This is a genomic window from Pseudomonas sp. NBRC 111123 (assembly GCF_001320205.1).
GTDB lineage: Bacteria > Pseudomonadota > Gammaproteobacteria > Pseudomonadales > Pseudomonadaceae > Aquipseudomonas > Aquipseudomonas putida_J.
Genome location: NZ_BCAZ01000049.1, coordinates 17,001 through 41,310, shown reverse-complemented (window position 1 = coordinate 41,310; position 24,310 = coordinate 17,001). Strand labels below are relative to the sequence as shown.

The following is a 24,310-nucleotide window of genomic DNA, read 5'->3' as shown; positions in this document are numbered from 1 at the left end:
AAAACCAGTGCAGTACCTGTGGGAGCGGCTTTAGCCGCGAAAGGGCCGGTACAGCCCTAAAACCCTTCCTGAACCATCTGCAGGAAGGTCGCCACCACCCGCCGTGAACGCTGTTCGCTCAGGCACACCAAGGTCTCGGTCAGGTGCCGCTGGCAATCTTGGGTTGCCTGTGCCGGCCTCTTCGCGGCTCAAGCCGCTCCCACAGGTACTGCATAGTTTGTGAAACCAGTGCAGTACCTGTGGGAGCGGCTTTAGCCGCGAAAGGGCCGGTACAGCCCTACAACCCTTCCTGAACCATCTGCAGGAAGGTCGCCACCACCCGCCGTGAACGCTGTTCACTCAGGCACACCAAGGTCTCGGTCAGGTGCCGCTGGCAATCGACAATCGGCAATGCACACACCCGTGCATCCGCGCCAAACTCGGCTGCCGACACCACCCCCACGCCAATCCCCACCACCACGGCCTCGCGCGCTGCCTCGCGTCCTTCCACCTGGATTGCCGGGCGAATGCGCAAGCCTGCGCGCTGCATCTCTTCTTCCAGCGTCTGCCGCGTCACCGACCCCGGCTCGCGCAGCACCAGTGGCGTGTCGTCCAGGTCCGCCAGGTTGATCGAGCCGCGGCTGGCCCACGGGTGGTTGTGCGAGACGAACGCCACCATCGGGTCGCGGCGCAGCGGCACGCAGTACAGCCGCTCGTCATCGACATCGCGCCCGAGCAACGCCAGGTCGGCCTGGTAGCTGAACAGCCGTGAAAGCGACTCATCGGTGTTGCCCGTTTCGACCTTGACCTGGATGCCCGGGTAGCGTTGGCAGAAGCGGGCGATCTGCGGCAGCACGTGCACCGGCGCATCCACCGCCAGTACCAGGCTGCCGGTGTGCAGGGCACGTGAATCCTGCAGCAGGTCATGGGCCTCGGCCTCGCAGGCGAACAGGCGCTGGCTGATACCCAGCAGGCGCTCGCCCAGGTCGGTCAATTGCACCGAGCGCTTGTTGCGGTGGAACAGCAGCACGCCGAAGCGCTCCTCGAGCTTGCGCACCTGGTCGGACACCGCCGGCTGGGTCAGAAACAGTTTTTGCGCCGCGCGGGTGAAGCTGCCATGCACGGCTACCGCATGGAACGCCTTGAGTTGAGCGTGGGAAACCGACATGCCGACTCCAGTAACAAGCTGAACTTATGTGTGAAATACGATAAATCGATTTTATTTATCAGTCAGCAACTGTTTCCATACGTTTCAACCCGAGGCCGCCGCCATGAGCAGCGGCCGGGCCATGGCCCGCACACCGGTGCCATCTGACCAGATGACGAGCCTTCGTCATGCAGTGCGCAACACAACAACAAGACAGGCGTTTTTTAACAATCTGCCGGCACACTTGAGCAAGAGGTCAGAGTCAATGAATCAGTCACTAGCCGCGATGAAACGCTGGCGCATCCAGATTTTTGCTATCACCTGGCTGGCTTACGCCGCCTTCTACTTCACCCGCAAGGCCTTTTCGGTGGCCAAGCTCGGCATCGGTGAAGACCCGACATTCATGCTCGACAAGGCCGCGATGGCCAACCTCGACGCCATCTACCTGGCCGCCTACGCCGTGGGCCAGTTCACCTGGGGCATGCTTGCCGACCGTTTCGGCCCGCGCGTGGTGGTGCTGGGCGGCTTGCTGATCTCGGCGGTGGCCGCGGTGGTGATGGGCAGTTACGCGACCTTCCCGATCTTCGCCACCTGCATGCTGATCCAGGGCCTGGCGCAATCCACCGGCTGGGCCGGGCTGTGCAAGAACATCGGCAGCTTCTTCCCGGCCTCGCAGCGCGGGCGAGTGCTGGGGCTGTGGAGTTCGTGCTACGCCTTCGGCGGCCTGGTCGCTTCGCCGTTCGCCGGCTGGTGGGCGTATACCCTGGTAGGCACCTGGCATGCCGCGTTCTTCTCCAGTGCTGCGGTGGTGGCCGGTGTGGCCGTGCTGTTCTTCTTCCTGCAGCGCAACAAGCCGGAAGACGTCGGCCTGCCGGCGGTCGAACCAGAGCCGCAGAGCATGGCTCCGGGTGGCAACCTGTGCAGCGTATGGGCGCCGCTGCGCGAGATCCTGCGCAACCGCACCGTGCTGACCCTGGGCCTGGCCTATTTCCTGTTGAAACCTGCGCGCTACGCCATCCTGCTGTGGGGCCCGGTGATCGTCTTCGAGCAGATGCCTTCGGTCGGCAAGGTCGGCGCGGCGATCATCCCCACCGCTTTTGAACTGGCGGGGCTGCTCGGCCCGATCATCATCGGCCTGGCTTCGGACAAGCTGTTCGGCGCCCGGCGCATGCCGGCCTGCGTGATCAGCCTGGTGCTGCTGACCGTGACCCTGGCAGCGTTCATGGCGGCCATGCACACCGGCAGCATCGTGATGGTGGTGGCCTTGCTGTTTGTCATGGGCCTGACCCTGTACGGGCCGGACTCGATGATCAGCGGCGCGGCGGCGATCGATTTCGGCACGGCCAAGGCCGGCGCCACCGCCGCGGGCTTCGTCAACGGCTGCGGCTCGGTGGGCGCGGTGCTCGGCGGCTTGCTGCCGGGCTATTTCGACAGCGTCACGGTGTTCATCGTGTTCGCCGGTTGCGCGCTGTTCTCGGCCCTTGTGCTGCTGCCGCACTGGAACAGCCGCCCGGCCGGTACGCCCCAGGCCAATGACGTGGCACCCAATACCAGCATGGCGATCAAGCCACTGCGTACCTGAAGGAAAGCGAGCGAATGAGACCCTTTTGGCTGCAACAGGCCCTGGAATCGGAGCAGGACGCGGTGTGCCCGCCCCTTGAAGGCGATGCCCGCTGCGATGTGTGCATCGTCGGCGGGGGCTACACCGGCTTGTGGACCGCGCTGATGCTCAAAGAGGCGGTGCCGGCGCTGGACGTGGTGCTGATCGAGGCCGACATCTGCGGCGCCGGTGCCAGTGGCCGCAATGGCGGGTGTGCATTGTCGTGGTCGGCCAAGTACTTCACCCTCGAACGCCTGTTCGGGGTGGCCGAGGCGGTGCGCCTGGTACGCGAGTCGGAGCGCAGCATCGGGGCCATCGGTGCGTTCTGTTCGGCCAATGGCATCGATTGCGACTACCGCCTGGACGGCACCTTGTACACAGCCACCAACCAGGCTCAGGTCGGTGGCACCGATGCGGTGATTGCGGCGCTGCAGCAGAAGGGGATCAATTCGTTCGAGCGCCTGCCACTGGACCAGGTCCAGCAGCTGGCTGGTTCGACGCGGCACCTGGAGGGCTGGTTCTCGCCAGCCGCCGCCACGGTGCAGCCGGGCAAGCTGGTGCGCGGTTTGCGCCGGGTCGCCCTGCAGCGCGGGGTGCGCATCTATGAAGGCACGGCCATGACCGGCCTGGAACATGGCGCCCCGGCCCAGGTGCGTACCGCCGGCGGTACGATTCGCGCCGACCGCGTGGTGCTCGGCCTCAATGCCTGGATGGCGCGGGCCTTCCCGCAGTTCGAGCGCAGCGTGGCGATTGTCTCCAGTGACATGGTGATCACCGAACCTTGCCCCGAACTGCTGCGCGAGATCGGCTTGAACACCGGGGTCAGCGTGCTCGACTCACGGATTTTCGTCCACTACTACCACAACACCAGTGATGGCCGGCTGATGCTTGGCAAGGGCGGCAACACCTTCGCCTATGGCGGGCGCATGTTGCCGGTGTTCGACCAGCCATCGCCGTACCGGCCGCTGCTGCGCGAAAGCCTCGGTGAATTCTTCCCGGCGTTGGCCCAGGTCCCGCTCGCGGCCAGCTGGAACGGCCCGTCGGACCGCTCGGTGACCGGGTTGCCGTTCTTCGGCAAGCTGGATGGGCAGGGCAATGTGTTCTATGGCTTCGGTTATTCCGGCAGCGGGGTCGGGCCGTGCCACATGGGCGGGCAGATCCTGTCGTCGCTGGCGCTGGGCCTGGACAACCCGTGGACCCGTTCGCCTCTGGTCAAGGGGCCGCTGGGGCTGTTCCCGCCCGAGCCTATCCGCTACCTCGGCTCGCTGATGGTGCGCAACGCCATCCGTCGCAAGGAGCACGCCGAAGACCGTGGCGTTCGGCCGCGCCGGCTGGATGTGCGCCTGGCGCGTTTCGCGGCGGCGGCGGGCAAGGCTGACAAAGCATGAGATTTCTTGTCGATCCACTGCCCGAGGGCGTATAAACTGCTCCCACTTTTGGCCGGTCGCTTCCTGAACCGGCCGTTGAAACAAAGAGAGTCGACATGGGCGCACAGTGGAAAGCCAAACATAGAGAAACAGCTGCCAACGCCAAGGGCAAGATCATGGGCAAGCTGGCCAAGGAAATTCAGATCGCGGCCAAGTCCGGCGCCGATCCGGACATGAACCCGCGCCTGCGCCTGGCCATCGTCCAGGCCAAGAAAGCGTCGATGACCCGTGAGACCCTTGAGCGTGCGATCAAGAAAGGCGCAGGCCTGGACGGCGAGGCGGTGCAGTACCATGCCGTCAGCTACGAGGGCTTCGCCCCGCACCAGGTGCCCCTGATCGTCGAGTGCCTGACCGACAACGTCAACCGCACCGTGGCCCAGATCCGCGTGCTGTTCCGCAAGGGCCAGCTGGGCGCCAGCGGCTCGGTGACCTGGGACTTCAACCACGTCGGCCTGATCGAAGCCACTCCGGAAGGCGATGCCGACCCGGAAATGGCCGCCATCGAAGCCGGTGCCCAGGACTTCGAGGAAGGTGAAGAAGAGGGTTCGACCCTGTTCATCACCGATACCACCGACCTGGATGCCGTGCAGAAGGCGCTGCCGGACCATGGCTTCACTGTTACTTCGGCAAAGATCGGCTACACCCCGAAAAACCCGGTGAGCGCGGCCAGCCTGAGTGCTGAAGCGCTGGCCGAGGTTGAGGCGTTCCTCGAAGCGATCGACGAGAACGATGACGTGCAGAACGTCTACGTTGGCCTGACCGCTTAATCGCTGGGGCCGCTTTGCGGCCCTTTCGCGACACAAGGCTGCTCCGACAGGTACAGCGCCGCTGTCAAGTGTGGCGCTGTCCTGTAGGCGCGGCCTTGTGTCGCGACACGAGGGCGAAGCCCTCGCCAGCAATCCGGAGCCGAACACCGATGAACCCCACCTTCGCCTCCCTCAGCCTCGCCCACCTGCGCACCCTCGACTGCCTCCTGCAGCTCAAGAACCTCAGCCACGCCGCCGACCGCCTGGGCGTCAGCCAATCGGCCCTGAGCCGCCAGCTGGCCCATCTGCGTGAAGCCTTCGACGACCCGCTGCTGGTACGCCAAGGCCGCGGCTATGTGCTCAGCGAACACGCCGAGGCGCTGGTCGAGCCCCTGCGCCAGGTGCTCGAAGAGCTCCAGGCTCTGCGCCAACCCGCCACCTTCGACCCGGCCCGCTGCGAGCGGCGCTTTTGCCTGGCCGCCTCCGACTACGTGGCCGAGCACATGCTGCCGCTGCTGGTGGCTGCGCTGGAGCAGGAAGCGCCGGGGGTGTCCATTGACTACCGCACCTGGCAGGCGGGGCAGTACGCCTTGCTGGCCAGCGGCGAGATCGACCTGGCCACCACCTTGTTCGACGAATCGCCGCCCAACCTGCATGGTCGCCTGCTCGGTGAAGACCGCGCAGTGTGCCTGATGCGCCGGGATCATCCGTTGACCGCTCTGCAGGTGCTTGGGCAGGACGATTACCTGGCCTATAAGCACGTGCGCATTTCCGGCGGTGGCGACAAGGACAGCTTCATCGATCGCCACCTGCGCGCCCAGGGTTTGCAGCGGCGGATCAGCCTGGAAGTGCCGTTCTTCTCGGCCACCGTGCAGGTGCTCGGCAACAGCCAGGCGCTGGCCACCGTGCCCGAGCACATCGCCCGGCAGCTGTGCCGCCTGCATGGGCTGGCGTGGCGGCCGTTGGGGTTTGTCGAGCATACCCAGCGCTATTGGGTGGTGTGGCATCAGCGCTTGCAGGCTTCGGCCGAGCACCGCTGGTTGCGTAACCGGGTGTTCGAGCTGTGGCGCCAGTCGCAGTTCGGTGTGCAGGGCGCCGTTGCGCAATTGCCATAGCAGGTATGCGCAAAGCGGGGTTATCTGCCTGGGCGCAGGCGCCTAGACTGGGGGCATTGTGTGGTCTGCGCCGGCCTCTTCGCGGGTAAACCCGCTCCCACAGGTGTTCCACTGCTCTGAAGACCTGTGGTGATCCTGTGGAAGCGGGTTTACCCGCGCAAAGGCCGGCGCAGACAGAAGATAAGCCACAGGAGAGCGCGCGTGACCCCAGAACAATTCCGCCAGTACGGCCACCAGCTGATCGACCTGATCGCCGACTACCGCCAATCCGTCGGTGAGCGCCCGGTCATGGCGCAGGTCGAGCCGGGCTACCTCAAGGCCCAGTTGCCACAAGGCGCCCCACAGCAGGGCGAGCCGTTCGAAGCCATCCTTGAAGACGTCAATCGACTGGTCATGCCTGGCCTGTCGCACTGGCAGCACCCGGATTTCTACGGCTACTTTCCGTCCAACGGCACCCTGTCGTCGGTGCTCGGCGACTTCCTCAGCACCGGCCTCGGTGTGCTGGGCCTGTCGTGGCAATCCAGCCCGGCGCTGAGCGAGCTGGAGGAAACCACCCTTGACTGGCTGCGCCAGCTGCTCGGCCTGTCGGCCCAGTGGAGCGGGGTGATCCAGGACACCGCATCCACCAGCACCCTGGTGGCGCTGATCAGTGCCCGTGAGCGCGCCACCGACTATGCACTGGTACGTGGCGGCCTGCAGGCCGAGGCCAAGCCGCTGATCGTCTATGTCAGTGCCCATGCCCACAGCTCGGTGGACAAGGCCGCACTGCTGGCCGGTTTCGGTCGCGCCAACATCCGCCTGATCGCCACCGACGAGCAGTTCGTCATGCGCCCGGAGGCGCTGCAGGCTGCCATCGAACAGGACCTGGCAGCCGGCAACCAGCCGTGTGCCGTGGTCGCCACCACGGGCACCACGACCACCACCGCCCTCGACCCGCTGCGCCCGATCGGCGAAATCGCCCAGGCCAACGGGCTGTGGCTGCATGTCGACTCGGCCATGGCCGGCTCGGCGATGATCCTGCCGGAATGCCGCTGGATGTGGGATGGCATCGAGCTGGCCGACTCGGTGGTAGTCAATGCGCACAAGTGGCTGGGTGTGGCGTTCGATTGTTCGATTTACTACGTGCGCGATCCACAGCACCTGATCCGGGTGATGAGCACCAACCCGAGTTATTTGCAATCGGCGGTGGATGGTGAGGTGAAGAACCTGCGGGATTGGGGGATTCCACTGGGGCGGCGGTTCCGTGCGTTGAAGTTGTGGTTCATGTTGCGCAGCGAAGGGGTCGAGGCGTTGCAGCAGCGCCTGCGGCGGGACCTGGAGAATGCGCGCTGGCTGGCGCAACAGGTGGAAGCGGCAGCGGAGTGGGAAGTGCTGGCGCCGGTGCAGTTGCAGACGTTGTGCATTCGCCATCGGCCGGTGGGGGTGGAAGGGGAGGCGCTGGATGCGCATACCAAGGCTTGGGCTGAGCGGTTGAATGCGTCCGGGGTGGCGTATGTGACGCCGGCGACGCTGGAAGGGCGGTGGATGGTGCGGGTTTCGGTGGGGGCCTTGCCGACCGAGCGGGAGCATCTGGAGAAGCTTTGGCGGAACCTGCAGGACGTGGTTGCAGGCTGATATCGCTGAGGCTGCCTTGCAGCCCATTCGCGGGCAAGCCCGCTTCCACAGGCCTGTGATATCCCTGTGGGAGCGGGCTTGCCCGCGAATGGGCCGCAAGGCGGCCCTTTGCGATTTATCAGTGGCTCACAGCCTGAAAGCTACCCTTGCGGCTGGCCTCAAAGGCATCTTTGTCCATCGGCTTGGCGTCTGGATTACCCAGGTCTTCCATCGCCATGCGGTGGGTCTCCGGCGCAATGTAGGCCGCCAGTGCACACACGCAGGTGATGAAGAACGCCAGGCCACCGATCACCAGCGGAATGTTGTCCGAGCCCGGTGGCGCCACCAGGGCGAACAGCGCCGGCAGCATGGCAGTCAGCATGGTGCCGATGTTCTGTGCGATGGCCATGGCCGATACGCGATAGCGGGTGTGGAACAGCTCTGGATAGAAGCTCGGGAACACCGCGTTGTAGCCCTGGTAGACCATGCCCCACATCACGATCGACGCGGCGAAGGCCATCGGCACGTTCTGGATGCTGATCGCATACAGGTAGACGAACGCCAGCAGGCCAGAGCCCAGGCAGCCAGCGATCATGGTCGGGCGGCGGCCGATCTTGTCGGACAGGTTGCCCACGAACGGAATCACCAGCACCGCGACGATGTTGCCCACCACCGGAATCCACAGGTACACGCTCTTGTCGAAGCCGATGCCATAGGCCGGCTGCACCGCGTAGGCCGCGCCGAAGATGGTGGCGACCACCGGGATCACGTTCATCAGGGCCATGAACATCACCAGCACCATGTGCTTCCAGCTGTGGCGGAAGGCTTCGCTGATCGGCGACTTGGCAACCTTGTCCTGTTTCTCTTCCTTCACGAACGCCGGGGTTTCGTGCACTTCCTTACGGATGATGAAGCCTGCGACCAGCACGAAGGCGCTCATCAGGAACGGAATTCGCCAGCCCCAGTCGTTGAAGGCTTCGCTGGGCATGAAGTAAGCCAGTGGCAGGAACACCGCCGCCGCCAGCACCTGGCCGGCCTGCACACCCTGCAGGGTGAAGCTGGCGTAGTAGCCACGCCGGCCGAACGGGGCATGTTCCATGATCATCGAACTGGCCCCGGAGATTTCGCCGGCCACGGCAAAGCCTTGGACCAGGCGCAGCACCACCAGCAAGGCCGGGGCCAGCAGGCCGATGTCGTGGTAGGTCGGCAGCAGGCCGACGGCCATGGTCGACAGGCCCATCAGGAACATGCACAGCAGCAGCACGTTCTTGCGCCCGCGGGTGTCACCCCAATGGCCAAGCACAAAGGCCCCGACCGGGCGCGCCAGGTAGCCCACACCATAGGTAGCCAGCGAGGCGATGATGGCCATTTTCGGGTCGGTGTTGGGGAAGAAGATCTGCGGGAAGATCAGCGCCGCAGCCTGGGCATAGATGAAGAAATCGTAGTATTCGAGTGCCGAGCCAATCCATCCGCTGGCGGTCGCTTTCTTGGCTTGAGAGCTTGAGTGGGCCATCGTTGTCTCCGTTGTTCTTGTAGGTCGCCGCACGGCTGGCGTCGCCAAGGGCGGCCAGAGGGGTGCGATCGCTTGTCGGGAGTAGGGCGTGCGTTATAGCGCGAGCGATCGCAGGCGGTGTCTGCAAAGGGAGGACGAACGAGCAGGTGCGGATCGCAAGGCGATGGAGGTGTGCATAGGTCGGTACCCGGTTTATTGAACTTATTATGTTGTGACGTTGGGCGTGTCTGCGCAGGTTGTGCCGAGCGACCGTCGGGGCAGAAGAGGGCGGTCGGTGTGCCTGCGTCTGGGTTCATGTTTGCTTAGGGTTGGCAGTGAATCAATTCGCCAAAATCGGTTTTGTGCGGTAATCGAACGCAAAACTAACCATTCCGTACAAACAGATTGCCGGGCAGACTGTACCTGCGAATAATCAACAGTGCCAGGAACCCCGTGGGGTTTCGGCCCGTCGTCCGTCCAATAACAAGGAACTCCTCCATGCAGCGTTCGATAGCCACCGTGTCCTTGAGCGGCACCCTGCCGGAAAAGCTCGAAGCCATCGCCGCCGCCGGTTTCGACGGCGTCGAGATCTTCGAGAACGACCTGTTGTACTACGCCGGCAGCCCGCGTGAAGTGCGGCAGATGTGCGCCGACCTTGGCATTGCCATCACCCTGTTTCAGCCGTTTCGTGATTTCGAGGGTTGCCGCCGCGACCGCCTGCAGAAGAACATCGACCGCGCCGAGCGCAAGTTCGACCTGATGCAAGAGCTGGGCACCGACCTGGTGCTGGTGTGCAGCAACGTCCAGGCCGATGCCCTGGGTGATGAACAGATCCTGGTGGATGACCTGCGCCTGCTCGGCGAGCACGCCGGCAAACGCGGCCTGCGCATCGGCTACGAAGCCTTGGCCTGGGGCCGCCACGTCAATACCTACCAGCAAGTGTGGAACCTGGTGCGCCAGGCCGACCACCCGGCGCTGGGGGTGATTCTCGACAGCTTCCACACCCTGTCGCTCAAAGGCGATCCGGCGGCGATCCGCGACATCCCCGGCGACAAGATCTTCTTCGTGCAGATGGCCGACGCGCCAATCCTGAACATGGATGTGCTGGAGTGGAGCCGCCACTTCCGTAACTTCCCGGGCCAGGGCGAAATGGACCTGGCCGGCTTCCTTGCGCCGATCCTCGCCACCGGCTACCGCGGCCCGCTGTCGCTGGAAATCTTCAATGACGGCTTCCGCGCCGCGCCGCCACGGCAGAATGCCGCCGACGGCCTGCGCTCGCTGCTGTACCTCGAAGAGCAGACCCGCCTGCGCCTGGAGCAGGAAGGTACTGCCATAGAGCCGGGCGTGCTGTTCACCCCGCCGGCTGCCAGCGCCTATGACGGCGTGGAATTCCTCGAATTCGCCGTCGACGAGGCCGTCGGCGCGCGCCTGGGCAGTTGGCTCAAGCGCCTGGGCTTTGCCGAAGCCGGCAAGCACCGCAGCAAGGACGTGCGCCTGCTGCGCCAGAACGACATCAACATCGTGCTCAATGCCGAGCCGTACTCTTTCGGCCACAACTTCTTCGAGGCCCACGGCCCGTCGTTGTGCGCCACCGCCCTGCGGGTGAAGGACGAACATGCTGCGCTGCAGCGTGCCACCGACTTCCGGGGCCAGCCATTCCGTGGCCTGGTCGGCCCCAACGAATGCGAAGTGCCGGCCGTGCGTGCGCCCGACGGCAGCCTGATCTACCTGGTGGAACAGGGCAAGGAGGGGCCGTCGCTGTACGACACCGACTTCCGCCTGGACCCGGCCGCCAATGCCAGCGGCGGTCTGCAGCGTATCGATCACATGGCCCTGGCGCTGCCAGCAGAGTCGCTGGACAGCTGGGTGCTGTTCTACAAGAGCCTGTTCGACTTTGCCGCCGACGACGAGGTGGTGCTGCCCGACCCGTACGGCCTGGTCAAGAGCCGCGCCTTGCGCAGCCAGTGCGGCAGCCTGCGCCTGCCGCTGAACATCTCGGAGAACCGCAACACCGCCATTGCCCATGCGCTGTCCAGCTATCGCGGTTCGGGTGTGCACCACATCGCCTTCGATTGCGCAGACATCTTCAGCGAAGTGGCGCGGGCGAAGGAGTCCGGCGTGCCTTTGCTGGAGATCCCGCTGAACTACTACGATGACCTCGCGGCACGCTTCGATTTCAACGACGAGTTCCTCAGCGAACTTGCGTACTACAACGTGCTGTACGACCGTGACGCCCAAGGAGGCGAGCTGTTCCACGTGTATACCGAGCCGTTCGAAGAGCGCTTCTTCTTCGAGATCATCCAGCGCAAGGGTGGCTATGCCGGGTATGGTGCGGCGAATGTCGCGGTGCGCCTGGCGGCGATGGCCAAGCGGCGTAGCGGGGCGGTGCGCAAGCCGGTCTTGTGATCATCGGTTGAGTTGCCTGTTCCCCCATCCTGTGGGAGCGCGCTTGCCCGCGAAAAAGGCGAGTCGGTGCAGGGCACCGGCTTCGCCGGTGTTCGCGGGCAAGTCGGATCGCCGCACCGCCGCTCCCACAGGAGCAGTGCCGGGCCTTAGAAAAAAACCTCAAAAAGCTATACATAAAACTATCCTTGTATAGAAATCGCTTCCTGGTGCAGCGCCCGTGGCACTCAGACCGTCGGCCATCAACCCACTCGCCTTGATCATTCTGATGATCCTGGCTCCGCCCGCCTCTGCAGACTGGCGTTCATCCCTGCCTGCCGCGCAACTGTCCGGCAGCGGCGATTTCACCTGGTTCGGCCTTCGTCTCTACACCGCCCGCCTGTGGCGCGCGGGTGCTGTTTGGACGTGGAACGAGCCGTTCGCTCTCGAGTTGACCTACCACCGGGCGCTTTCCCGGAACACCTTGGTACAGGCCAGCATCGAAGAAATGCAACGGCTGGCGAAGCCACCATTGGCCAGCGATACCGTCGAGCGATGGGCGGCCACCCTGACTGAAGCCTTCGTGGATGTGCGTCCCGGCACACGCATCACCGGGCTGTATCTTCCCGGCTACGGTTGCCGCTTCTATGTCGATGGCCAGCTCAGCCAGGAAGTAACCGACCCGGTCCTGGCCCGTGCGTTCTTTGCCATCTGGCTGGACCCCCGGTCCCGCGATGCGCAGCTGCGCGAGCGTCTGTTGGGGGTTGCCGCAAACGAGTGAGGAGGGCGAAGTATGTACAAGGCGTTGCTTATGGTCGCCTGCCTGCTGCTGGGCAGTTGCAAGGTGGGTGTCGAGCACTATGCCCAGGAGCAGCCGCGCCTGGATCTGGTTGCGTTCTTTTCGCAGCCGGTTCAAGCCTGGGGCATTTTCCAGAAGCGCTCAGGCGAAGTGGTCAAGCGCTTCCAGGTGCGCATCGACAGCCGCCGTGAAGGCGAGCGGTTGATCCTTGACGAGCACTTCCTGTACAGCGATGGCACGCGCCAGCAGCGCACCTGGACGCTGACCCCCGACGGCCCGAACCGCTGGCGCGGCACCGCTGGTGACGTGATTGGCGAGGCAACTGGCGTGGTGGCGGGCAATGCCCTGCAGTGGCGGTATCAGCTGGACCTGCCGGTCGATGGCCGGCACTGGACCATGGACATGGATGACTGGATGTACCTGATGGACGAAGACACCCTGGTCAACCGCACCCGGATGAGCAAACTGGGCGTTGAGGTCGGGCAGATCAGCTTGTTCTTCCGCCGTATGCCATCAGGCACACATTGACACACGAAGATGAACAAGCCTGTGCCAAGCAAGATCTGCCCCGTCTGTGGCCTGCCGTTCAGCTGGCGCAAGCGCTGGGCGCGGTGCTGGGACCAGGTGCGCTACTGTTCTGAACGTTGCCGTCGATCAAGCAAGCGCAGTGTCTGAGGCCCCAGCGCCTTGCGCTGGTAATCAGCGCCGCAACAGGCGGCTGACAAACAGTGCAAGCCCTGCTGCCACGGCAAGCGACGTCAGCGGTTTCTCCCTTACAAAAGCCGAAACGTTATCCAGCGCATCACCATAGCTTTTAGTGAGCTGGCCCGATGCCTGGCGCGCATCCCCCTCAGCTTCCAGTGCCGGGTCTTCCAGCCACTTGCCAGCTACGCTCTGCGCTTTGCCGGCTACTTTCTCTGCTACACCTTCGATCTGTTCACGTTTCATGATTGATCAAACCTTCCTGTAAATGGCATTGGGCTTATCGCACAGGATTAGGGGGCTGAGGCTGTGGCTTAGTTCCATGGCGCAACAGCCCGATTGGCAATTACACGTCATCGGGGCTCAAGTCCTGGTCATCTATGCTTGTGTGCCATGTAGTCAGATGACGTGAACCCTTCGAAGCGAGAGGGCAATGATGAGCAAGGTATTCGTCAACATCGGCCTGACCCTTGATGGCTACATGGCCCCGGAAGGCATGGATATGGCGCACTGGGACAGCCCCGAGTACAAGCACTGGGGCGCCAGGTGGGGGGAGTTGATGAGCTGGATCCTCAAGCAGCAGTACTTCCGCGAGAACCTGATGTTCGCCTCGGGCGGCGAAACCGGCCCGGTCAACGATAGGCTCCGCTATACCATGGAGCGTACCGGTGCCGCCATCATGGGCAAACGCATGTTCGACCAGGGTGAGCGCAGTTGGCCGGAAGAAGCTCCGTTCCATTGCCCGGTATACGTGCTCACCCACGAAAAGCGCGAACCCTGGGTGCGCCCAGGCGGCACGACGTTCCATTTCTGCAACGATGGGCCAGCGCAAGCCCTCGCCAAGGCGAAGGAAGTTGCAGGCGGGCGCGATATTCGCATCTGCGGCGGCGCGGACGTAATACAGCAGTACTTGCGCATGGATGCCATCGATGAACTGGAAATTGCCCTGGCCCCGGTGCTGTTTGGCAGTGGCAGGCGCCTGTTCGACAACCTGCACGAGCCCGTGGCAAAGCTTCGCGTCGACACGGTATTCCACACCCCGGACGCAACACACCTGCGCTACGTGCGAGCCTTCGACCATGAGCCGGCTTCCCTGCATCCCCCCACTCACGGATAATCCCTACCCAATTCCAATAATCACCCCGTGAGCCCCCATGACCGACCCCGTAGCCCCCCTCAGCCCGCCTGAACCCTCGGCTACGCGCCAACCGCGCAAGAACAACCCCGAGAAAACCCGCGAGGACATCCTCCAGGCCGCCATCAACGAGTTCGTCCAGCAGGGCCTGGCGGGCGCGCGCGTGGACGCCATCGCCGAGCGCACGGCCACTTCCAAGCGCATGATCTACTACTACTTCGGCAGCAAGGAGCAGCTTTACGTCGAGTGCCTGGTCAAGCTCTACGGCGATATCCGCAAGACCGAGCAGAGCCTGGACCTGGAGTCGCTGCCGGCCGAGCAGGCGATTCGCCGGTTGGCCGAGTTCACCTTCGACCACCACGACCGCAACGTCGATTTCGTGCGCATGGTCTGCACCGAGAACATCCACTACGGCGAATACGTCAAGAAGTCCCCGGCCATCCGCGAGATGAGCAGCCTGGTGCTGCAGGCGTTGAGCAGCACCCTGGAGCGTGGCGTGAAAGCGGGCGTGTTCCGCCCAGGCATCGAGGTCATCGACCTGCACATGCTGATGAGCTCGTTCTGCTTCTATCGGGTGTCCAACCGCCACACCTTCGGCGACATCTTCCAGATCGACCTGGCCGACGAGCAGGTCAAGCAGCGCCACCGGCAGATGATCTGCGACGTGGTACTGAGCTACATCCGCGCCTGACTTATCTTACTCGCCCAGCCGTTGCTCGCGTGACGGCGGGTAGCCGAAGTAGGCGGCGTAGCACTTGCTGAAGTGCGACACCGAAACGAAGCCGCAAGCCACTGCCACTTCCATCACCGACAGGTCGGAATACTGCAGCAGGCGGCGGCTCTTGGTGATGCGCAGCTCCATGTAATAGCGCCGCGGCGAAGTACCGAGCTGGGCCTGGAACAACCGGTCGATCTGCCGGCGTGAACGGCCGCTGTAGGCGGCCAGTTGGTCGAGGCTGAGGGTTTCTTCGAGGTTGTTTTCCATCAGCTCGACAATGGTGCGCAAGTGCAGGCTCATGGACTTTTTCGCCCCAGGGCCGACCTGGCGGTAGCGCGCGCCAGAGAACGACAGGATTTCTTCCACGCCCTCGGCCAGGCCGTCGCCGTACAGGCGGCGCACCAGGCCGAGCATCAGCTCCATGGCGCCATTGGGGCTGGCGGCGCTGAGGCGGTCGCGGTCGAGGGTGAAGCTGGCCGGGGTGATGCGGGTTTGCGGGCTGCGTTCGGACAGGCTGGCGCGCTGTTCGGGGTGGATGCTGCAGCCGTAGTCGTCGAGTACGCCGGCACGGCCGAGGAACCAGGCGCCGTTCCACAGCCCGCCCAGGGCCATGCCGTGGGCCGCGCAGTCGCCCAGCAAACGGTCGAGCTCGGGGTATTTCAGCGGCGTACGCAGGCCGCCGCAGACGATCAGCAGGTCGAGTTCCTTGAGTTCGTTGGCGGACAGCTCGCTGGCGACCAGTTCCAGGCCCAGGTCGCTCAGCACCCGATCACCCTTGAGTGACAGCGGGGTGAAGCGGAAGCTGTCGGCGCGCAGCAGGTTGGCGGTGACCAGCACGTCCATGGCCACGGTGAAGCTGGCCATCGAAAAATGTTCGAGCAGGATGAAGTCGACGCGGTAGGGGGCCTCGGGGCTTGCGGCGCTGGCCTTGAGCCGCAGCATGTTGCTGGTGCTGGTCTTCTTGCTGAACTGGCGTGGGGTGGGCACTCTGGACTCCGCTTCCTGGCTGGCCAGCAGAGTGTGGCGGCAGCGTGCGGGAAAGACAATCGCCAGCGGGCACGTGTCGTATTGCAGGTCGTGTTGAGGCAAGTGGGCCATGCCAGCAAGCGAAGCCCTTGTAGGAGCGGCCTTGTGTCGCGAAAGGGCCGCAAAGCGGCCCCAATCTCAGCCACACCGCCGGGATCGCCGGGGCCGCGCTGCGGCCCTTTCGCGACACAAGGCCGCTCCTACAAAGGGTGGCGTCTGCTGCAAGCTTTACTCAGGCCGGGCAGTTGGCGAACGCCTTGCCCTGTTCCCGCACGAACGCCGGCTTCAGCACGCGGCGTTCGGGAAGCTGCCGCGCAGGTTCTCCCGCAGCCAGGCCATGAACCACAGCGCATCCTCACCGGGCGTGGGTGTCGGGCTCAGCACCTGGTAACTTTCCAGTGCCACCCCTTGGGCCACGCAGCGTACCAGGCTGCCGTCGGCCAGCTCTTGTGCCACCAGCACTTCGGTGGCCAAGGCAATGCCGTGCCCCGCCTTGGCCAGGTTCAGCACAATGTCGTTGCTCACATGGGAGGTGTCGGCCTTGACGCATTGCAGTATGCCCTGGGCGGCGAACCAGCTGCTCCACCAGCTGCCACTGTCGACATGGATCAGTTTGCACCTGGGCAGGTCGGCCACCGCCAGCGCCAAGGGCAGCGTCGCCCTGAAAGCGGGTGAGCAGACGGCAAACACCTCCGGGCGGATCAGCACTTCGTGCACCCCCGACAATTCCCCTGGCAAGCCATAGGCGATGGCCAGGTCCGCCTGGCGGGCATCGACGCTGGTGAAGGTGGCGTTGGGTTCGATGGCGATCTTCAGCTCCGGGCGCAGGGCCTTGAGCGCTTCGATACGCGGGGTCAGCCAGCGCGAGGCGAAGGCCGGCACGCACAGGATCCGCAGCCAGCGCTCGGTTACCCGGCGGCCCACCACCTGGCCGGCATGGGCCAGCATCTTCAAGGCCTCCGAGACGGATTGGTAGTAATAGGCGCCTTCCGGGGTCAGGCTCACGCCCCGTGGCGAGCGGTCGAGCAGGCGCACGCCCAGCCAGGCTTCGAGAATCTTCACATGCCGGCCGATGGCGGGCTGGGTCACATGCAATGCCTGGGCGGCGGCGACGTAGCTGCCCAGGCGCGCAGCGGCCTCAAAGGCGCGCACGGCGTTCAGGGGAGGGAGCCGGTCGAGGGGCATGGGCAACCTGACTTGTTAGTTTTTTTAATAGTGACTGCAAATTTATTGTGCTTTTCCGTCCCTGGCAACTTGTCCAGACTCGCTGGGCGTACTTCCACACCTTGCGAGGAGCGGCCCATGCCGGCATTTCCAACAATAAGAACATCCCTGACTGCCTTGGCCGTCGTAGCAGCCATGAGTGGCGTGGCCCATGCTGCAGAAGACAAGGGGCCCTGCGGCGTGCCGGGGTTGAAAACCTGCCCGCACCCCTTCGACAAGACATTGCCTGCGGCCAAGGACATGCTCAACTGGGACCAGGCCACCCGGGTGGTCGGCTTCCGTAATACCTACCGCCTGTATGGCGGCGATGTGTTCAGCACCCAGGGCGCCAAGCCGTTCCCGCTGCCCGAAGCGGCCCACAAGCTGGACGCGGTGCGCTACACCCTGGACGGCAAGCCACAAGGCATCGCCGACTATGAGCGCAACCAGAGCGTTACCGGCCTGCTGATCGTCAAGGACGGCAAGATCGCCTACGAGCACTATGCACAGGGCAATACCCCGCAGACCCTGTGGACCTCTCGCTCGGTGGCCAAATCGGTGGTCAGTGTGCTGGTCGGGGTAGCCATCAAGCAGGGCAAGATCCACTCGGTGGACGACAAGATCACCCGCTACATCCCCGAGCTCGAAGGCACCGCCTGGCAGGACGTGACCCTGCATCAGTTGCTGCAGCACACCTCGGGCGTGGTCTGGGACGAAAACTACGCCTCGAAGGATTCCGACTTCTCCCACATGACGCAATGCGAAGCGACGCCAGACCCTTACACCTGCGTGTTCAACCTGGTGAAGTCGGTGAAGCGCAAGCCAGGCGTGAAACCCGGTGAAGTGTGGTCGTACAACACCGGCGGCGCCTGGCTGGTTGGCCGGGTTCTGGAAAATGCCACCGGCCAGACACTGGCCAAGAACCTCGAAGCGCAGGTCTGGAGCCGCTACGGCATGCAGCAGGACGGCGTCTGGCATGCATTGGTGCCGGGCAAGGTCGACATGGGCGGGCATGGTTTCAACGCCACGCTGCGGGACTGGGGCCGCTTCGGCCAGTTTGTGATGAGTGGCGGGCAGTTGCCCGGCGGCGAAAAACTGTTGCCGGATGACTGGATCGCCCGCTCCACCCACTGGACCCAGGCCAAGGGCTCGGTGACGGCGGCGGCCCCGAATGGGCAGTACGGTTACCAGTGGTGGTACAACGCACCGGCTGCCGATGCCAACCTTGAGCCGAAGAAGACCACGACCAGTGACCAGACCTTCTGGGCGCTGGGCATCTACGGCCAGACCATCGCGATCAACCCGGCCGAGAAGCTGGTGATGGTGCAGTGGTCGACCTGGAAGAACGCCGAAACGCCGAGTTCCCTCTATGACGAGCAGGCGGTTTTCGTCAACGCGGTGTCCCAGGCCTTGCGCCAATAGCAAATCGGAATGAACCCTCGCCGCCGGCAGTAACCCAACACCTTACATGCCAATGGGAGAGTGCTCATGGAAATCGGAACGATCTGGATCATTGTCGCGGCCTTGGTCATCCTGCTCGAGATCTTCGCCATCTGGCAAATCATCGGCAGCGATCGGCGCGCGGAACGCAAGATGCTGTGGGTCGTATTCGTGGTCTATGCACCGTTCCCTGGGTTGCTGTTCTGGGCCTGGCGTGGGCCGCGGGCGGTGAAGGGCAGGGCGGTGCTGCAGGAAAAATGACGGCACCGGTATCAGGCGCGCAGCGCCTGATACCGGTGGTTTCAGTCGGGGCTGATGCCGATCTTGATGGCCGGGTCGAGGCCGCTGACCATCAGGCTGCCGGCGAAGCCGACCGTGTCCTGCACCTCCAGCGCCTTGAACGCGTCACGGATGCGGGCACGGATCGACTTGCCGGCCTCCTTGCGTTTTTCTTCAGGGGTACCTGGGGCCAGGACCAGTTCACCGTGTAGCGTCGTTTCGACCTTGCCGGAGGTCTTCCAGCCCATTTCTTCACGCAGGTGAGTGCGCGCTGCTGCGGCATCAGCCTCGTGGTCACTGTTGATTGGGCTGATGGTATAGGCGAGTTGGAACGCGTAGGGCTTGCTCATGGCTTTTCCTTCAGTGAAGCGGCGCTGCGCCGCGGCTCTGGCCTCCGTGCCGGGAGCTTCAATCTAGCGAACTACGGGGCGTAATCCTACATACGCGGTGTTGAGCTTCTTTAGCGCAATAAAGAAAAATCCTATACCTGCTTGATCTCTACCTCACTTGAGCCAACAGACTCGGACGCTCATTCACACGAAGGAGCGTTCCATGACCCACGCATTCCAGCTGTCCAATCCCCAAGGCCTGTACGACCCCAGCGCCAATGCCTATTCCCACGTTGCCGAGGTCAGCGCCGGTAGCCGCCTGCTGTTTATCGCGGGCCAGTGCAGGCAATGCAAAAGCCTTAGAATGGCCTTTTACCCGAGCCCACCCTGCCATGTTGCCCATCGAACTGCTGCCCACCACCCCCAACCAGGCCGAACTGATCCGCAACCTCTATCAGTTCTACGCCTATGAGTCCTCCGACTGGGAGCAGGAAGACGTCGAGGTGGACGGCCGCTTCTACATCCACGAAGAGCACCTGCAGCGCTACTGGCAGTCTCCAGGCTGGAGCGCCAGCCTGGTGCTGGCGGACGGTTACATCGCCGGCTTCGTGCTGGTCGAGCGCAGCGAATTGCCCGGCATCGAGGCGCTGGAGCTGGCTGACCTGTTCATCCTCAAGCGCTATCGGCGCCAAGGCATCGGCCGCGCCGTGGCCAACCAGTTCCTCGCCAGCCCAGGTGACTGGCTGCTGCGCTGCTATGCCCTGGACCCGGTCGCCGTCGCGTTCTGCAAGGCTGTGGTGGCCGACCTGCACCGGCCGGTACAACAGATTTTCCCCGACGATGAGCCGGACCTGCTGACCTACCAGGTGACTTCGGTCCTCCACTGAGTGCTGGTTGATACAGCAAAATTCTGTGACCTACTTCACAAAGCTGACTCGCAAGGCATAATGCCAGCACTGCTTTACAAGACCCGTCCAGCTCTGGCTGGGGGTTCCTTTCGTGCACGTCGCAGGTTCAGGTAAATTTCATGTCGCTAGTCGCAAGCCCCGACATCATGTACCGGCTGTTGATCCAGAGCGTGGTGGACTATGCCATCTACCTGCTCACCCCCGACGGTATTGTCGCCAACTGGAACCCCGGCGCCCAGCGGGCCAAAGGCTATCGCGCCGAGGAAATCGTCGGCCAGCACTACTCGCTGTTCTACAGCGAAACCGAGCGTGCCGCCGGGTTGCCCGAACAAAACCTGGAGCAGGCCCGCAGCACCGGCCGTTTCGAAGAGATCGGTGCCCGCCTGCGCAAGGACGGCACGGCCTTCCACGCCCATGTGGTGATCGAGGCGGTTCGTGACGACCACGGCCAGCTGGTTGGCTTCGCCAAGGTCACCCGCGACATTTCCGAGCGCCGCCAGCAGGAGCTTGAGCTTTTGCAGGCCAAGGAACTGGCCGAGCAGTACAGCCAGGAAATGGCCAACCTGTCGCAGTTCCTCGACTCGGTGATCGCCAACATCCCCGCCAGCGTCATCGTTCAGGACCTGGAAAGCCAGCGTATTCTGCTCGCCAACCAGCAGGCCGAGCGCCTGTTCGGTGGCCGTGGCAAGCCCATGATCGGCCACACGCCCGGGGAGTGCCTGGCACCTGCTGCGGCGCAATACCTGGAGACCCAGCTCGGCCGTGGCGCGCGCAGCAGCAAGGGTTTTGCCGCCGAAACCCGGGTCGATACCGCCTGTGGCCCGCGCACCTTGCGCAGCCGCGCATTGCTCAGCCAGCAGTGCGAGGGCCAGGCGGATTACGTGCTGTTCGTGGCCGAAGACGCCACCGAAGAACTGGCCGCCCATGCGCAGATCCACCACATGGCCCACCATGACGCGCTCACCGGGCTGCCCAACCGCACCTTGTTCCACGAGCGCCTCAAGCAGGCCCTGGTGCGCGGCCACGAAGGTGAAAAGCTCACTGCCGCGCTGTGCCTGGACCTGGACAATTTCAAGAACATCAACGACTCCCTCGGCCACGCCTTTGGCGACAAGCTGCTGCGCGCGCTCGGCAAGCGCCTGCGCCGCGAGCTGCGTGAGCACGACACCCTGGCCCGGCTGGGCGGTGATGAGTTCGCCGTGGTGCTGACCCACCTGGACAGCCGCGAAGCTGCCTGCAATACCGCCAAGCGCCTGATCGAAGCGATCTGCCCGCCGTTCCTGATCGAGGGCCACCAGTTTTCGGTGGGCGTAAGCATCGGCATCGCCATAGCGCCCGAAGACAACGACCAGGCCGAGCAACTGCTCGGTTACGCCGACATGGCCTTGTACGAGGCCAAGCGCAACGGCCGCAACCGCTATGAGTGCTTCCACCTCGAACTGGATGTCGCCGCCCGCCAGCGGCGCCTGGTGGAAACCGACCTGCGCACCGCCCTGCACCTGGGGCAATTGCACCTGCACTACCAGCCAGTGGTGGATCAGTTGACCAGCAGCGTGACCGGCTACGAAGCGTTGTTGCGCTGGGAGCACCCGACCCGGGGCATGGTCATGCCCATGGACTTCATCCCCATCGCCGAGGAAACCGGGCTGATCCACGAACTCGGCACCCGCGCGTTGAACCTGGCGTGCCAGGAGGCGGCCAGCTGGGGGACTGAGCAGACCGTATCGGTGAACCTGTCGCCGGTGCAGTTCAAGAATGCCAACCTGGTCCACACCGTGACTCTGGCCCTGGCCGATTCGGGGTTGGCGCCGCAGCGCCTGGAGCTGGAGATCACTGAGTCGGTGCTGCTGGGCAACAGCGAAGAGAACGTGCGCACCTTGCGCGCCCTGAAAGACCTGGGTGTGTCGATTTCGCTGGATGACTTTGGTACTGGCTACTCGTCGTTGGGGTACCTGCGTTCGTTCCCGTTCGACCGCATCAAGATCGACAAGTCGTTCGTGCATGACATGTGCGACAGCCGCGAAGCGATGTCGATCATCCGCGCGATTACCGAGCTGTCCAACAGCCTGATGATCAAGACCACGGCAGAAGGGGTGGAGTCGGAGGAGCAGATGCGGCGGCTGCGGGCGGAAGGGTGCTCGCACTTGCAGGGCTATCTGTATGGGCGGCCGGCACCGGCCAGTGAGCGGTTGAAGCAGGTCTCTGTGTAGTCGGCTCAGGGCCTTGGGGCTGCGTTGCAGCCCATTCGCGGCGGTTCGACGGCTCGATGAAACCGCTCCCACAGGGTCACCACAGCCTTCAAGGCTTGCGCAGTACTTGTGGGAGCGGGTTTACCCGCGAAGAGGCCCTTGCAGGCCTCAGCTATTCCAGTCCGGCGCAAAGTCCGGGCTGACCACCCGCTGATCCTTCGGCAACCCGGCAATCAGTGCCCGGTCCGCCTCATTCAGCCGCACCTCCAGCGCCGCCAGGTTGGCCAGCTGGTTTTCCCGGCTGCTGGCCTTGGGAATCACCGCCACCCCATCCTGGTCCAGCAGCCACTTCAACGCCACCTGGCTCGGCAGCACGCCATGCTTGCGCGCGATCTCGCGGATCACCGCCTGCTCGGCCGCACGGCCGCGGGCCAGCGGGGTGTAGGCGGTCAGCAGCAGGTCATGTTGGCGGGCGTAGTCGAGCAGCGGTTGCTGGCTGAGCAGCACGTGGTACTCGACCTGGATCGCCGACAGCGGCGCGCCGAGTTCCTCGATCACCCGGCGCAGCAGGCCGAGCGGGAAGTTGGCCACACCAATGCTGCGCGCCTTGCCCTCGTCGCGCAGGGCTACCAGGGTTTCGATGCTGCGGGCCAGGTCCCAGTCCTTGCCGGGCCAGTGGATGTGGAACAGGTCGACGTGCTCGGTGCCCAGCGCGCGCAGGCTGTCTTCCAGCGACTGGCGCATGGCCTTGGGCTCCAGCCGGTCCCACCAGACCTTGGTGGTCAGGTGGATCTGCTCGCGCGGCACGCTGCTGTCGCGCAGGGCCTGGCCGACGGCGGCCTCGTTGCCGTAGGCGGTGGCGGTGTCGATATGCCGGTAGCCCAGCTCCAGTGCCTGGTGCACAGCGTGGGTGCACGCGTCGCCTGTCATCGGCCAGGTGCCCAGGCCGATGCAGGGCAGGTCGAGGCCGTTGCGGGTGGTGAGCCGTTGCATGAAAACTCCTTGTTCAAGGTCGAGGGTCCATCGCCGATGGTGCGCGTATTACCCGGCACGGGCCATGCGGGTGAAGTGGAAAGTGGTCGATAAGCGAACGGAATGGCAAACGTCCCACGCAAAGCGTGGAAATGAACTTCCTTAAGTTGTCGTATCTCTTCTAGAATCCGTGCTGTCACACCTTCCCCTGGCGCAGCATGAAGCCGCGCCGCCGTCGAGAACGCCATGAGTTCCAGCACACCGCTGTCCGGAGTCAACCAACCCCTGCGCGGCATCGCCCTGGTGGTGGTGGCGACGCTGCTGTTCGCCAGCCACGATGCCTTGTCCAAGTTCCTCGGTGGGCTGTACCCGATCGTCATGGTGGTGTGGGCTCGTTATGTGGTGCACACGTTGCTGATGGCCGGCATTTTCCTGCCCAAGGCCGGCCTGAATGTGCTGCGTACGCGGCGCCCGGTGTTGCAGACCTTGCGCGCGCTGAGCCTGCTGAGCACCAGCCTGTTGTTCACCACCGGCCTGCAATACCTGCCGCTGGCCGAAGCGACCTCGGTCAACTTCCTTGCGCCGGTACTGGTGACCGCGTTGTCGGCGCCTTTGCTCAAGGAGCGGGTGACAGCAGGGCAGTGGGTGGCGGTGGTGCTGGGGTTCATCGGTGTGCTGGTGGTGGTGCACCCCGGTGGCGCGATGTTCACGCCGGCCATCCTGTACCCGTTCGGTTCGGCGCTGGGCTTCTGCTTTTACCAGCTGCTCACGCGCATCCTGGCGGCTTACGACAGCCCGACTACCAGCAATTTCTACGCCGGGTTGTGCAACACCTTGGTGATGAGTGCGCTGGTGCCGTTCTTCTGGGAAGTGCCGCGCTGGGACCATGGGGTGCTGATGCTGGCCCTGGGCGGTTTCGGCATGAGTGCGCACCTGCTGCTGACCCAGGCGTTTCGCCATGCAGCACCTGCGTTGCTGGCACCGTTCAGTTACTGTCAGATCGTGTTTGCCGGTTTGCTGGGGTTGCTGATCTATCGCCAGGTGCCCGACAGCGCGAGCCTGCTGGGCATCGCCATCATCTGCCTGAGTGGTCTGGGCGCGGCCTGGATGCAGCGCAAGAAGTGAAGGG

Annotated in this window: 23 protein-coding genes and 2 pseudogenes; 17 read left to right on the top strand and 8 right to left on the bottom strand. The window is 64.0% G+C overall.

What is annotated here, in order from left to right; genetic code table 11:
• Positions 1-56: 56 nt before the first annotated feature.
• Together APH27_RS26475 and APH27_RS21150 are read right to left on the bottom strand one after the other, a co-directional pair.
• A pseudogene (locus APH27_RS26475) lies at positions 57-158 on the bottom strand (LysR family transcriptional regulator); the annotation flags it as partial.
• A gap of 119 nt (positions 159-277) precedes the next feature.
• The gene (locus APH27_RS21150) at positions 278-1,147 is read right to left on the bottom strand and encodes a LysR family transcriptional regulator (RefSeq protein ID WP_060485825.1); all 870 of its coding nucleotides are present in this window, start codon (positions 1,145-1,147) and stop codon (positions 278-280) included.
• 244 nt (positions 1,148-1,391) lie between these two features.
• Between APH27_RS21150 and APH27_RS21145 the strand changes: the two genes are divergently transcribed.
• The 5 genes from APH27_RS21145 (at position 1,392) to APH27_RS21125 (ending at position 7,628) form a co-directional block, all read left to right on the top strand.
• Positions 1,392-2,708, top strand: a complete 1,317-nt coding sequence (locus APH27_RS21145; protein WP_027920426.1) for an MFS transporter — start codon at positions 1,392-1,394, stop codon at positions 2,706-2,708.
• Between the two features lie 14 nt (positions 2,709-2,722).
• Entirely contained in the window at positions 2,723-4,114 is a 1,392-nt protein-coding gene (locus APH27_RS21140) for an FAD-dependent oxidoreductase (protein ID WP_060485824.1), read from the top strand.
• A gap of 95 nt (positions 4,115-4,209) precedes the next feature.
• Positions 4,210-4,920: a YebC/PmpR family DNA-binding transcriptional regulator gene (locus tag APH27_RS21135; protein ID WP_027920424.1), complete on the top strand. Its 711-nt coding sequence runs from the start codon at positions 4,210-4,212 to the stop codon at positions 4,918-4,920.
• Positions 4,921-5,069: 149 nt separating this feature from the next.
• Positions 5,070-6,014, top strand: coding sequence for a LysR family transcriptional regulator (locus APH27_RS21130; protein ID WP_027920423.1), 945 nt, complete (start codon positions 5,070-5,072; stop codon positions 6,012-6,014).
• Between the two features lie 201 nt (positions 6,015-6,215).
• Positions 6,216-7,628, top strand: a complete 1,413-nt coding sequence (locus APH27_RS21125; protein ID WP_060485823.1) for a DOPA decarboxylase — start codon at positions 6,216-6,218, stop codon at positions 7,626-7,628.
• Positions 7,629-7,746: 118 nt separating this feature from the next.
• Here the strand turns inward: APH27_RS21125 and APH27_RS21120 are convergent, their stop codons facing one another.
• A complete protein-coding gene (locus APH27_RS21120; RefSeq protein WP_027920421.1) occupies positions 7,747-9,120 on the bottom strand; it encodes an MFS transporter in 1,374 nt (457 codons plus the stop codon).
• 477 nt (positions 9,121-9,597) lie between these two features.
• Here APH27_RS21120 and quiC point away from each other — a divergent pair, with 477 nt between their 5' ends.
• The 4 genes from quiC to APH27_RS26160 all read left to right on the top strand — a co-directional run bounded on the left by quiC (position 9,598) and on the right by APH27_RS26160 (position 12,955).
• The gene (quiC, locus tag APH27_RS21115) at positions 9,598-11,505 is read left to right on the top strand and encodes a 3-dehydroshikimate dehydratase QuiC (RefSeq protein WP_027920420.1); all 1,908 of its coding nucleotides are present in this window, start codon (positions 9,598-9,600) and stop codon (positions 11,503-11,505) included.
• A gap of 265 nt (positions 11,506-11,770) precedes the next feature.
• Complete coding sequence (locus APH27_RS21110; protein ID WP_060485827.1) at positions 11,771-12,262, top strand: chalcone isomerase family protein; 492 nt, start codon at positions 11,771-11,773, stop codon at positions 12,260-12,262.
• Positions 12,263-12,274: 12 nt separating this feature from the next.
• The gene (locus APH27_RS21105) at positions 12,275-12,808 is read left to right on the top strand and encodes a DUF3833 domain-containing protein (RefSeq protein WP_060485822.1); all 534 of its coding nucleotides are present in this window, start codon (positions 12,275-12,277) and stop codon (positions 12,806-12,808) included.
• 9 nt (positions 12,809-12,817) lie between these two features.
• Positions 12,818-12,955 carry a DUF2256 domain-containing protein gene (locus APH27_RS26160; protein WP_079230518.1) on the top strand — a complete coding sequence of 46 codons (138 nt, stop codon included), beginning with the start codon at positions 12,818-12,820 and terminating at the stop codon, positions 12,953-12,955.
• 24 nt (positions 12,956-12,979) lie between these two features.
• Here APH27_RS26160 and APH27_RS21100 read toward each other — a convergent pair whose 3' ends face one another.
• Positions 12,980-13,228 (bottom strand): CsbD family protein, encoded by a 249-nt coding sequence (locus tag APH27_RS21100; RefSeq protein ID WP_060485821.1) that lies wholly within the window; start codon positions 13,226-13,228, stop codon positions 12,980-12,982.
• A 190-nt stretch (positions 13,229-13,418) separates the two neighbouring features.
• Between APH27_RS21100 and APH27_RS21095 the strand changes: the two genes are divergently transcribed.
• Positions 13,419-14,099: a dihydrofolate reductase family protein gene (locus tag APH27_RS21095; protein WP_060485820.1), complete on the top strand. Its 681-nt coding sequence runs from the start codon at positions 13,419-13,421 to the stop codon at positions 14,097-14,099.
• A 37-nt stretch (positions 14,100-14,136) separates the two neighbouring features.
• Positions 14,137-14,808 (top strand): TetR/AcrR family transcriptional regulator, encoded by a 672-nt coding sequence (locus tag APH27_RS21090; RefSeq protein ID WP_027920415.1) that lies wholly within the window; start codon positions 14,137-14,139, stop codon positions 14,806-14,808.
• Between the two features lie 6 nt (positions 14,809-14,814).
• On the opposite strand, the gene APH27_RS21085 is transcribed toward APH27_RS21090, so the two are convergent.
• Together APH27_RS21085 and APH27_RS21080 are read right to left on the bottom strand one after the other, a co-directional pair.
• Positions 14,815-15,822, bottom strand: a complete 1,008-nt coding sequence (locus APH27_RS21085; RefSeq protein ID WP_060485826.1) for a GlxA family transcriptional regulator — start codon at positions 15,820-15,822, stop codon at positions 14,815-14,817.
• Between the two features lie 324 nt (positions 15,823-16,146).
• Positions 16,147-17,046: a LysR substrate-binding domain-containing protein gene (locus APH27_RS21080; RefSeq protein ID WP_060485819.1), complete on the bottom strand. Its 900-nt coding sequence runs from the start codon at positions 17,044-17,046 to the stop codon at positions 16,147-16,149.
• Positions 17,047-17,163: 117 nt separating this feature from the next.
• On the opposite strand from APH27_RS21080, the gene APH27_RS21075 reads away from it, so the two are divergent.
• Together APH27_RS21075 and APH27_RS21070 are read left to right on the top strand one after the other, a co-directional pair.
• Complete coding sequence (locus APH27_RS21075) at positions 17,164-18,486, top strand: serine hydrolase (RefSeq protein WP_027920412.1); 1,323 nt, start codon at positions 17,164-17,166, stop codon at positions 18,484-18,486.
• A 66-nt stretch (positions 18,487-18,552) separates the two neighbouring features.
• Positions 18,553-18,765, top strand: coding sequence for a PLDc N-terminal domain-containing protein (locus APH27_RS21070; RefSeq protein WP_027920411.1), 213 nt, complete (start codon positions 18,553-18,555; stop codon positions 18,763-18,765).
• Between the two features lie 41 nt (positions 18,766-18,806).
• Here APH27_RS21070 and APH27_RS21065 read toward each other — a convergent pair whose 3' ends face one another.
• Positions 18,807-19,133 carry a hypothetical protein gene (locus tag APH27_RS21065; RefSeq protein ID WP_027920410.1) on the bottom strand — a complete coding sequence of 109 codons (327 nt, stop codon included), beginning with the start codon at positions 19,131-19,133 and terminating at the stop codon, positions 18,807-18,809.
• Between the two features lie 202 nt (positions 19,134-19,335).
• Here APH27_RS21065 and APH27_RS26945 point away from each other — a divergent pair.
• From APH27_RS26945 to APH27_RS21055, 3 genes and pseudogenes are all read left to right on the top strand, one after another.
• A pseudogene (locus APH27_RS26945) lies at positions 19,336-19,452 on the top strand (RidA family protein); the annotation flags it as partial.
• A 52-nt stretch (positions 19,453-19,504) separates the two neighbouring features.
• The gene (locus tag APH27_RS21060; protein ID WP_060485818.1) at positions 19,505-19,999 is read left to right on the top strand and encodes a GNAT family N-acetyltransferase; all 495 of its coding nucleotides are present in this window, start codon (positions 19,505-19,507) and stop codon (positions 19,997-19,999) included.
• Positions 20,000-20,139: 140 nt separating this feature from the next.
• Positions 20,140-22,230, top strand: coding sequence for an EAL domain-containing protein (locus tag APH27_RS21055; protein ID WP_060485817.1), 2,091 nt, complete (start codon positions 20,140-20,142; stop codon positions 22,228-22,230).
• A gap of 147 nt (positions 22,231-22,377) precedes the next feature.
• Here the strand turns inward: APH27_RS21055 and APH27_RS21050 are convergent, their stop codons facing one another.
• On the bottom strand, positions 22,378-23,202 hold the full coding sequence (locus APH27_RS21050; RefSeq protein WP_060485816.1) for an aldo/keto reductase: 825 nt from the start codon (positions 23,200-23,202) through the stop codon (positions 22,378-22,380).
• Positions 23,203-23,427: 225 nt separating this feature from the next.
• On the opposite strand from APH27_RS21050, the gene APH27_RS21045 reads away from it, so the two are divergent.
• Positions 23,428-24,306: a DMT family transporter gene (locus APH27_RS21045; protein WP_060485815.1), complete on the top strand. Its 879-nt coding sequence runs from the start codon at positions 23,428-23,430 to the stop codon at positions 24,304-24,306.
• Positions 24,307-24,310 lie beyond the last annotated feature (4 nt).

Coding starts and splice junctions, on each gene's coding strand:
- APH27_RS21150 (WP_060485825.1), bottom strand. CDS start 1,147: ATGTCGGTTTCCCACGCTCAACTCAAGGCGTTCCATGCGGTAGCCGTG.
- APH27_RS21145 (WP_027920426.1), top strand. CDS start 1,392: ATGAATCAGTCACTAGCCGCGATGAAACGCTGGCGCATCCAGATTTTT.
- APH27_RS21140 (WP_060485824.1), top strand. CDS start 2,723: ATGAGACCCTTTTGGCTGCAACAGGCCCTGGAATCGGAGCAGGACGCG.
- APH27_RS21135 (WP_027920424.1), top strand. CDS start 4,210: ATGGGCGCACAGTGGAAAGCCAAACATAGAGAAACAGCTGCCAACGCC.
- APH27_RS21130 (WP_027920423.1), top strand. CDS start 5,070: ATGAACCCCACCTTCGCCTCCCTCAGCCTCGCCCACCTGCGCACCCTC.
- APH27_RS21120 (WP_027920421.1), bottom strand. CDS start 9,120: ATGGCCCACTCAAGCTCTCAAGCCAAGAAAGCGACCGCCAGCGGATGG.
- quiC (WP_027920420.1), top strand. CDS start 9,598: ATGCAGCGTTCGATAGCCACCGTGTCCTTGAGCGGCACCCTGCCGGAA.
- APH27_RS21110 (WP_060485827.1), top strand. CDS start 11,771: ATGATCCTGGCTCCGCCCGCCTCTGCAGACTGGCGTTCATCCCTGCCT.
- APH27_RS21105 (WP_060485822.1), top strand. CDS start 12,275: ATGTACAAGGCGTTGCTTATGGTCGCCTGCCTGCTGCTGGGCAGTTGC.
- APH27_RS26160 (WP_079230518.1), top strand. CDS start 12,818: ATGAACAAGCCTGTGCCAAGCAAGATCTGCCCCGTCTGTGGCCTGCCG.
- APH27_RS21100 (WP_060485821.1), bottom strand. CDS start 13,228: ATGAAACGTGAACAGATCGAAGGTGTAGCAGAGAAAGTAGCCGGCAAA.
- APH27_RS21095 (WP_060485820.1), top strand. CDS start 13,419: ATGAGCAAGGTATTCGTCAACATCGGCCTGACCCTTGATGGCTACATG.
- APH27_RS21090 (WP_027920415.1), top strand. CDS start 14,137: ATGACCGACCCCGTAGCCCCCCTCAGCCCGCCTGAACCCTCGGCTACG.
- APH27_RS21080 (WP_060485819.1), bottom strand. CDS start 17,046: ATGCCCCTCGACCGGCTCCCTCCCCTGAACGCCGTGCGCGCCTTTGAG.
- APH27_RS21075 (WP_027920412.1), top strand. CDS start 17,164: ATGCCGGCATTTCCAACAATAAGAACATCCCTGACTGCCTTGGCCGTC.
- APH27_RS21070 (WP_027920411.1), top strand. CDS start 18,553: ATGGAAATCGGAACGATCTGGATCATTGTCGCGGCCTTGGTCATCCTG.
- APH27_RS21065 (WP_027920410.1), bottom strand. CDS start 19,133: ATGAGCAAGCCCTACGCGTTCCAACTCGCCTATACCATCAGCCCAATC.
- APH27_RS21060 (WP_060485818.1), top strand. CDS start 19,505: ATGTTGCCCATCGAACTGCTGCCCACCACCCCCAACCAGGCCGAACTG.
- APH27_RS21055 (WP_060485817.1), top strand. CDS start 20,140: ATGTCGCTAGTCGCAAGCCCCGACATCATGTACCGGCTGTTGATCCAG.
- APH27_RS21050 (WP_060485816.1), bottom strand. CDS start 23,202: ATGCAACGGCTCACCACCCGCAACGGCCTCGACCTGCCCTGCATCGGC.
- APH27_RS21045 (WP_060485815.1), top strand. CDS start 23,428: ATGAGTTCCAGCACACCGCTGTCCGGAGTCAACCAACCCCTGCGCGGC.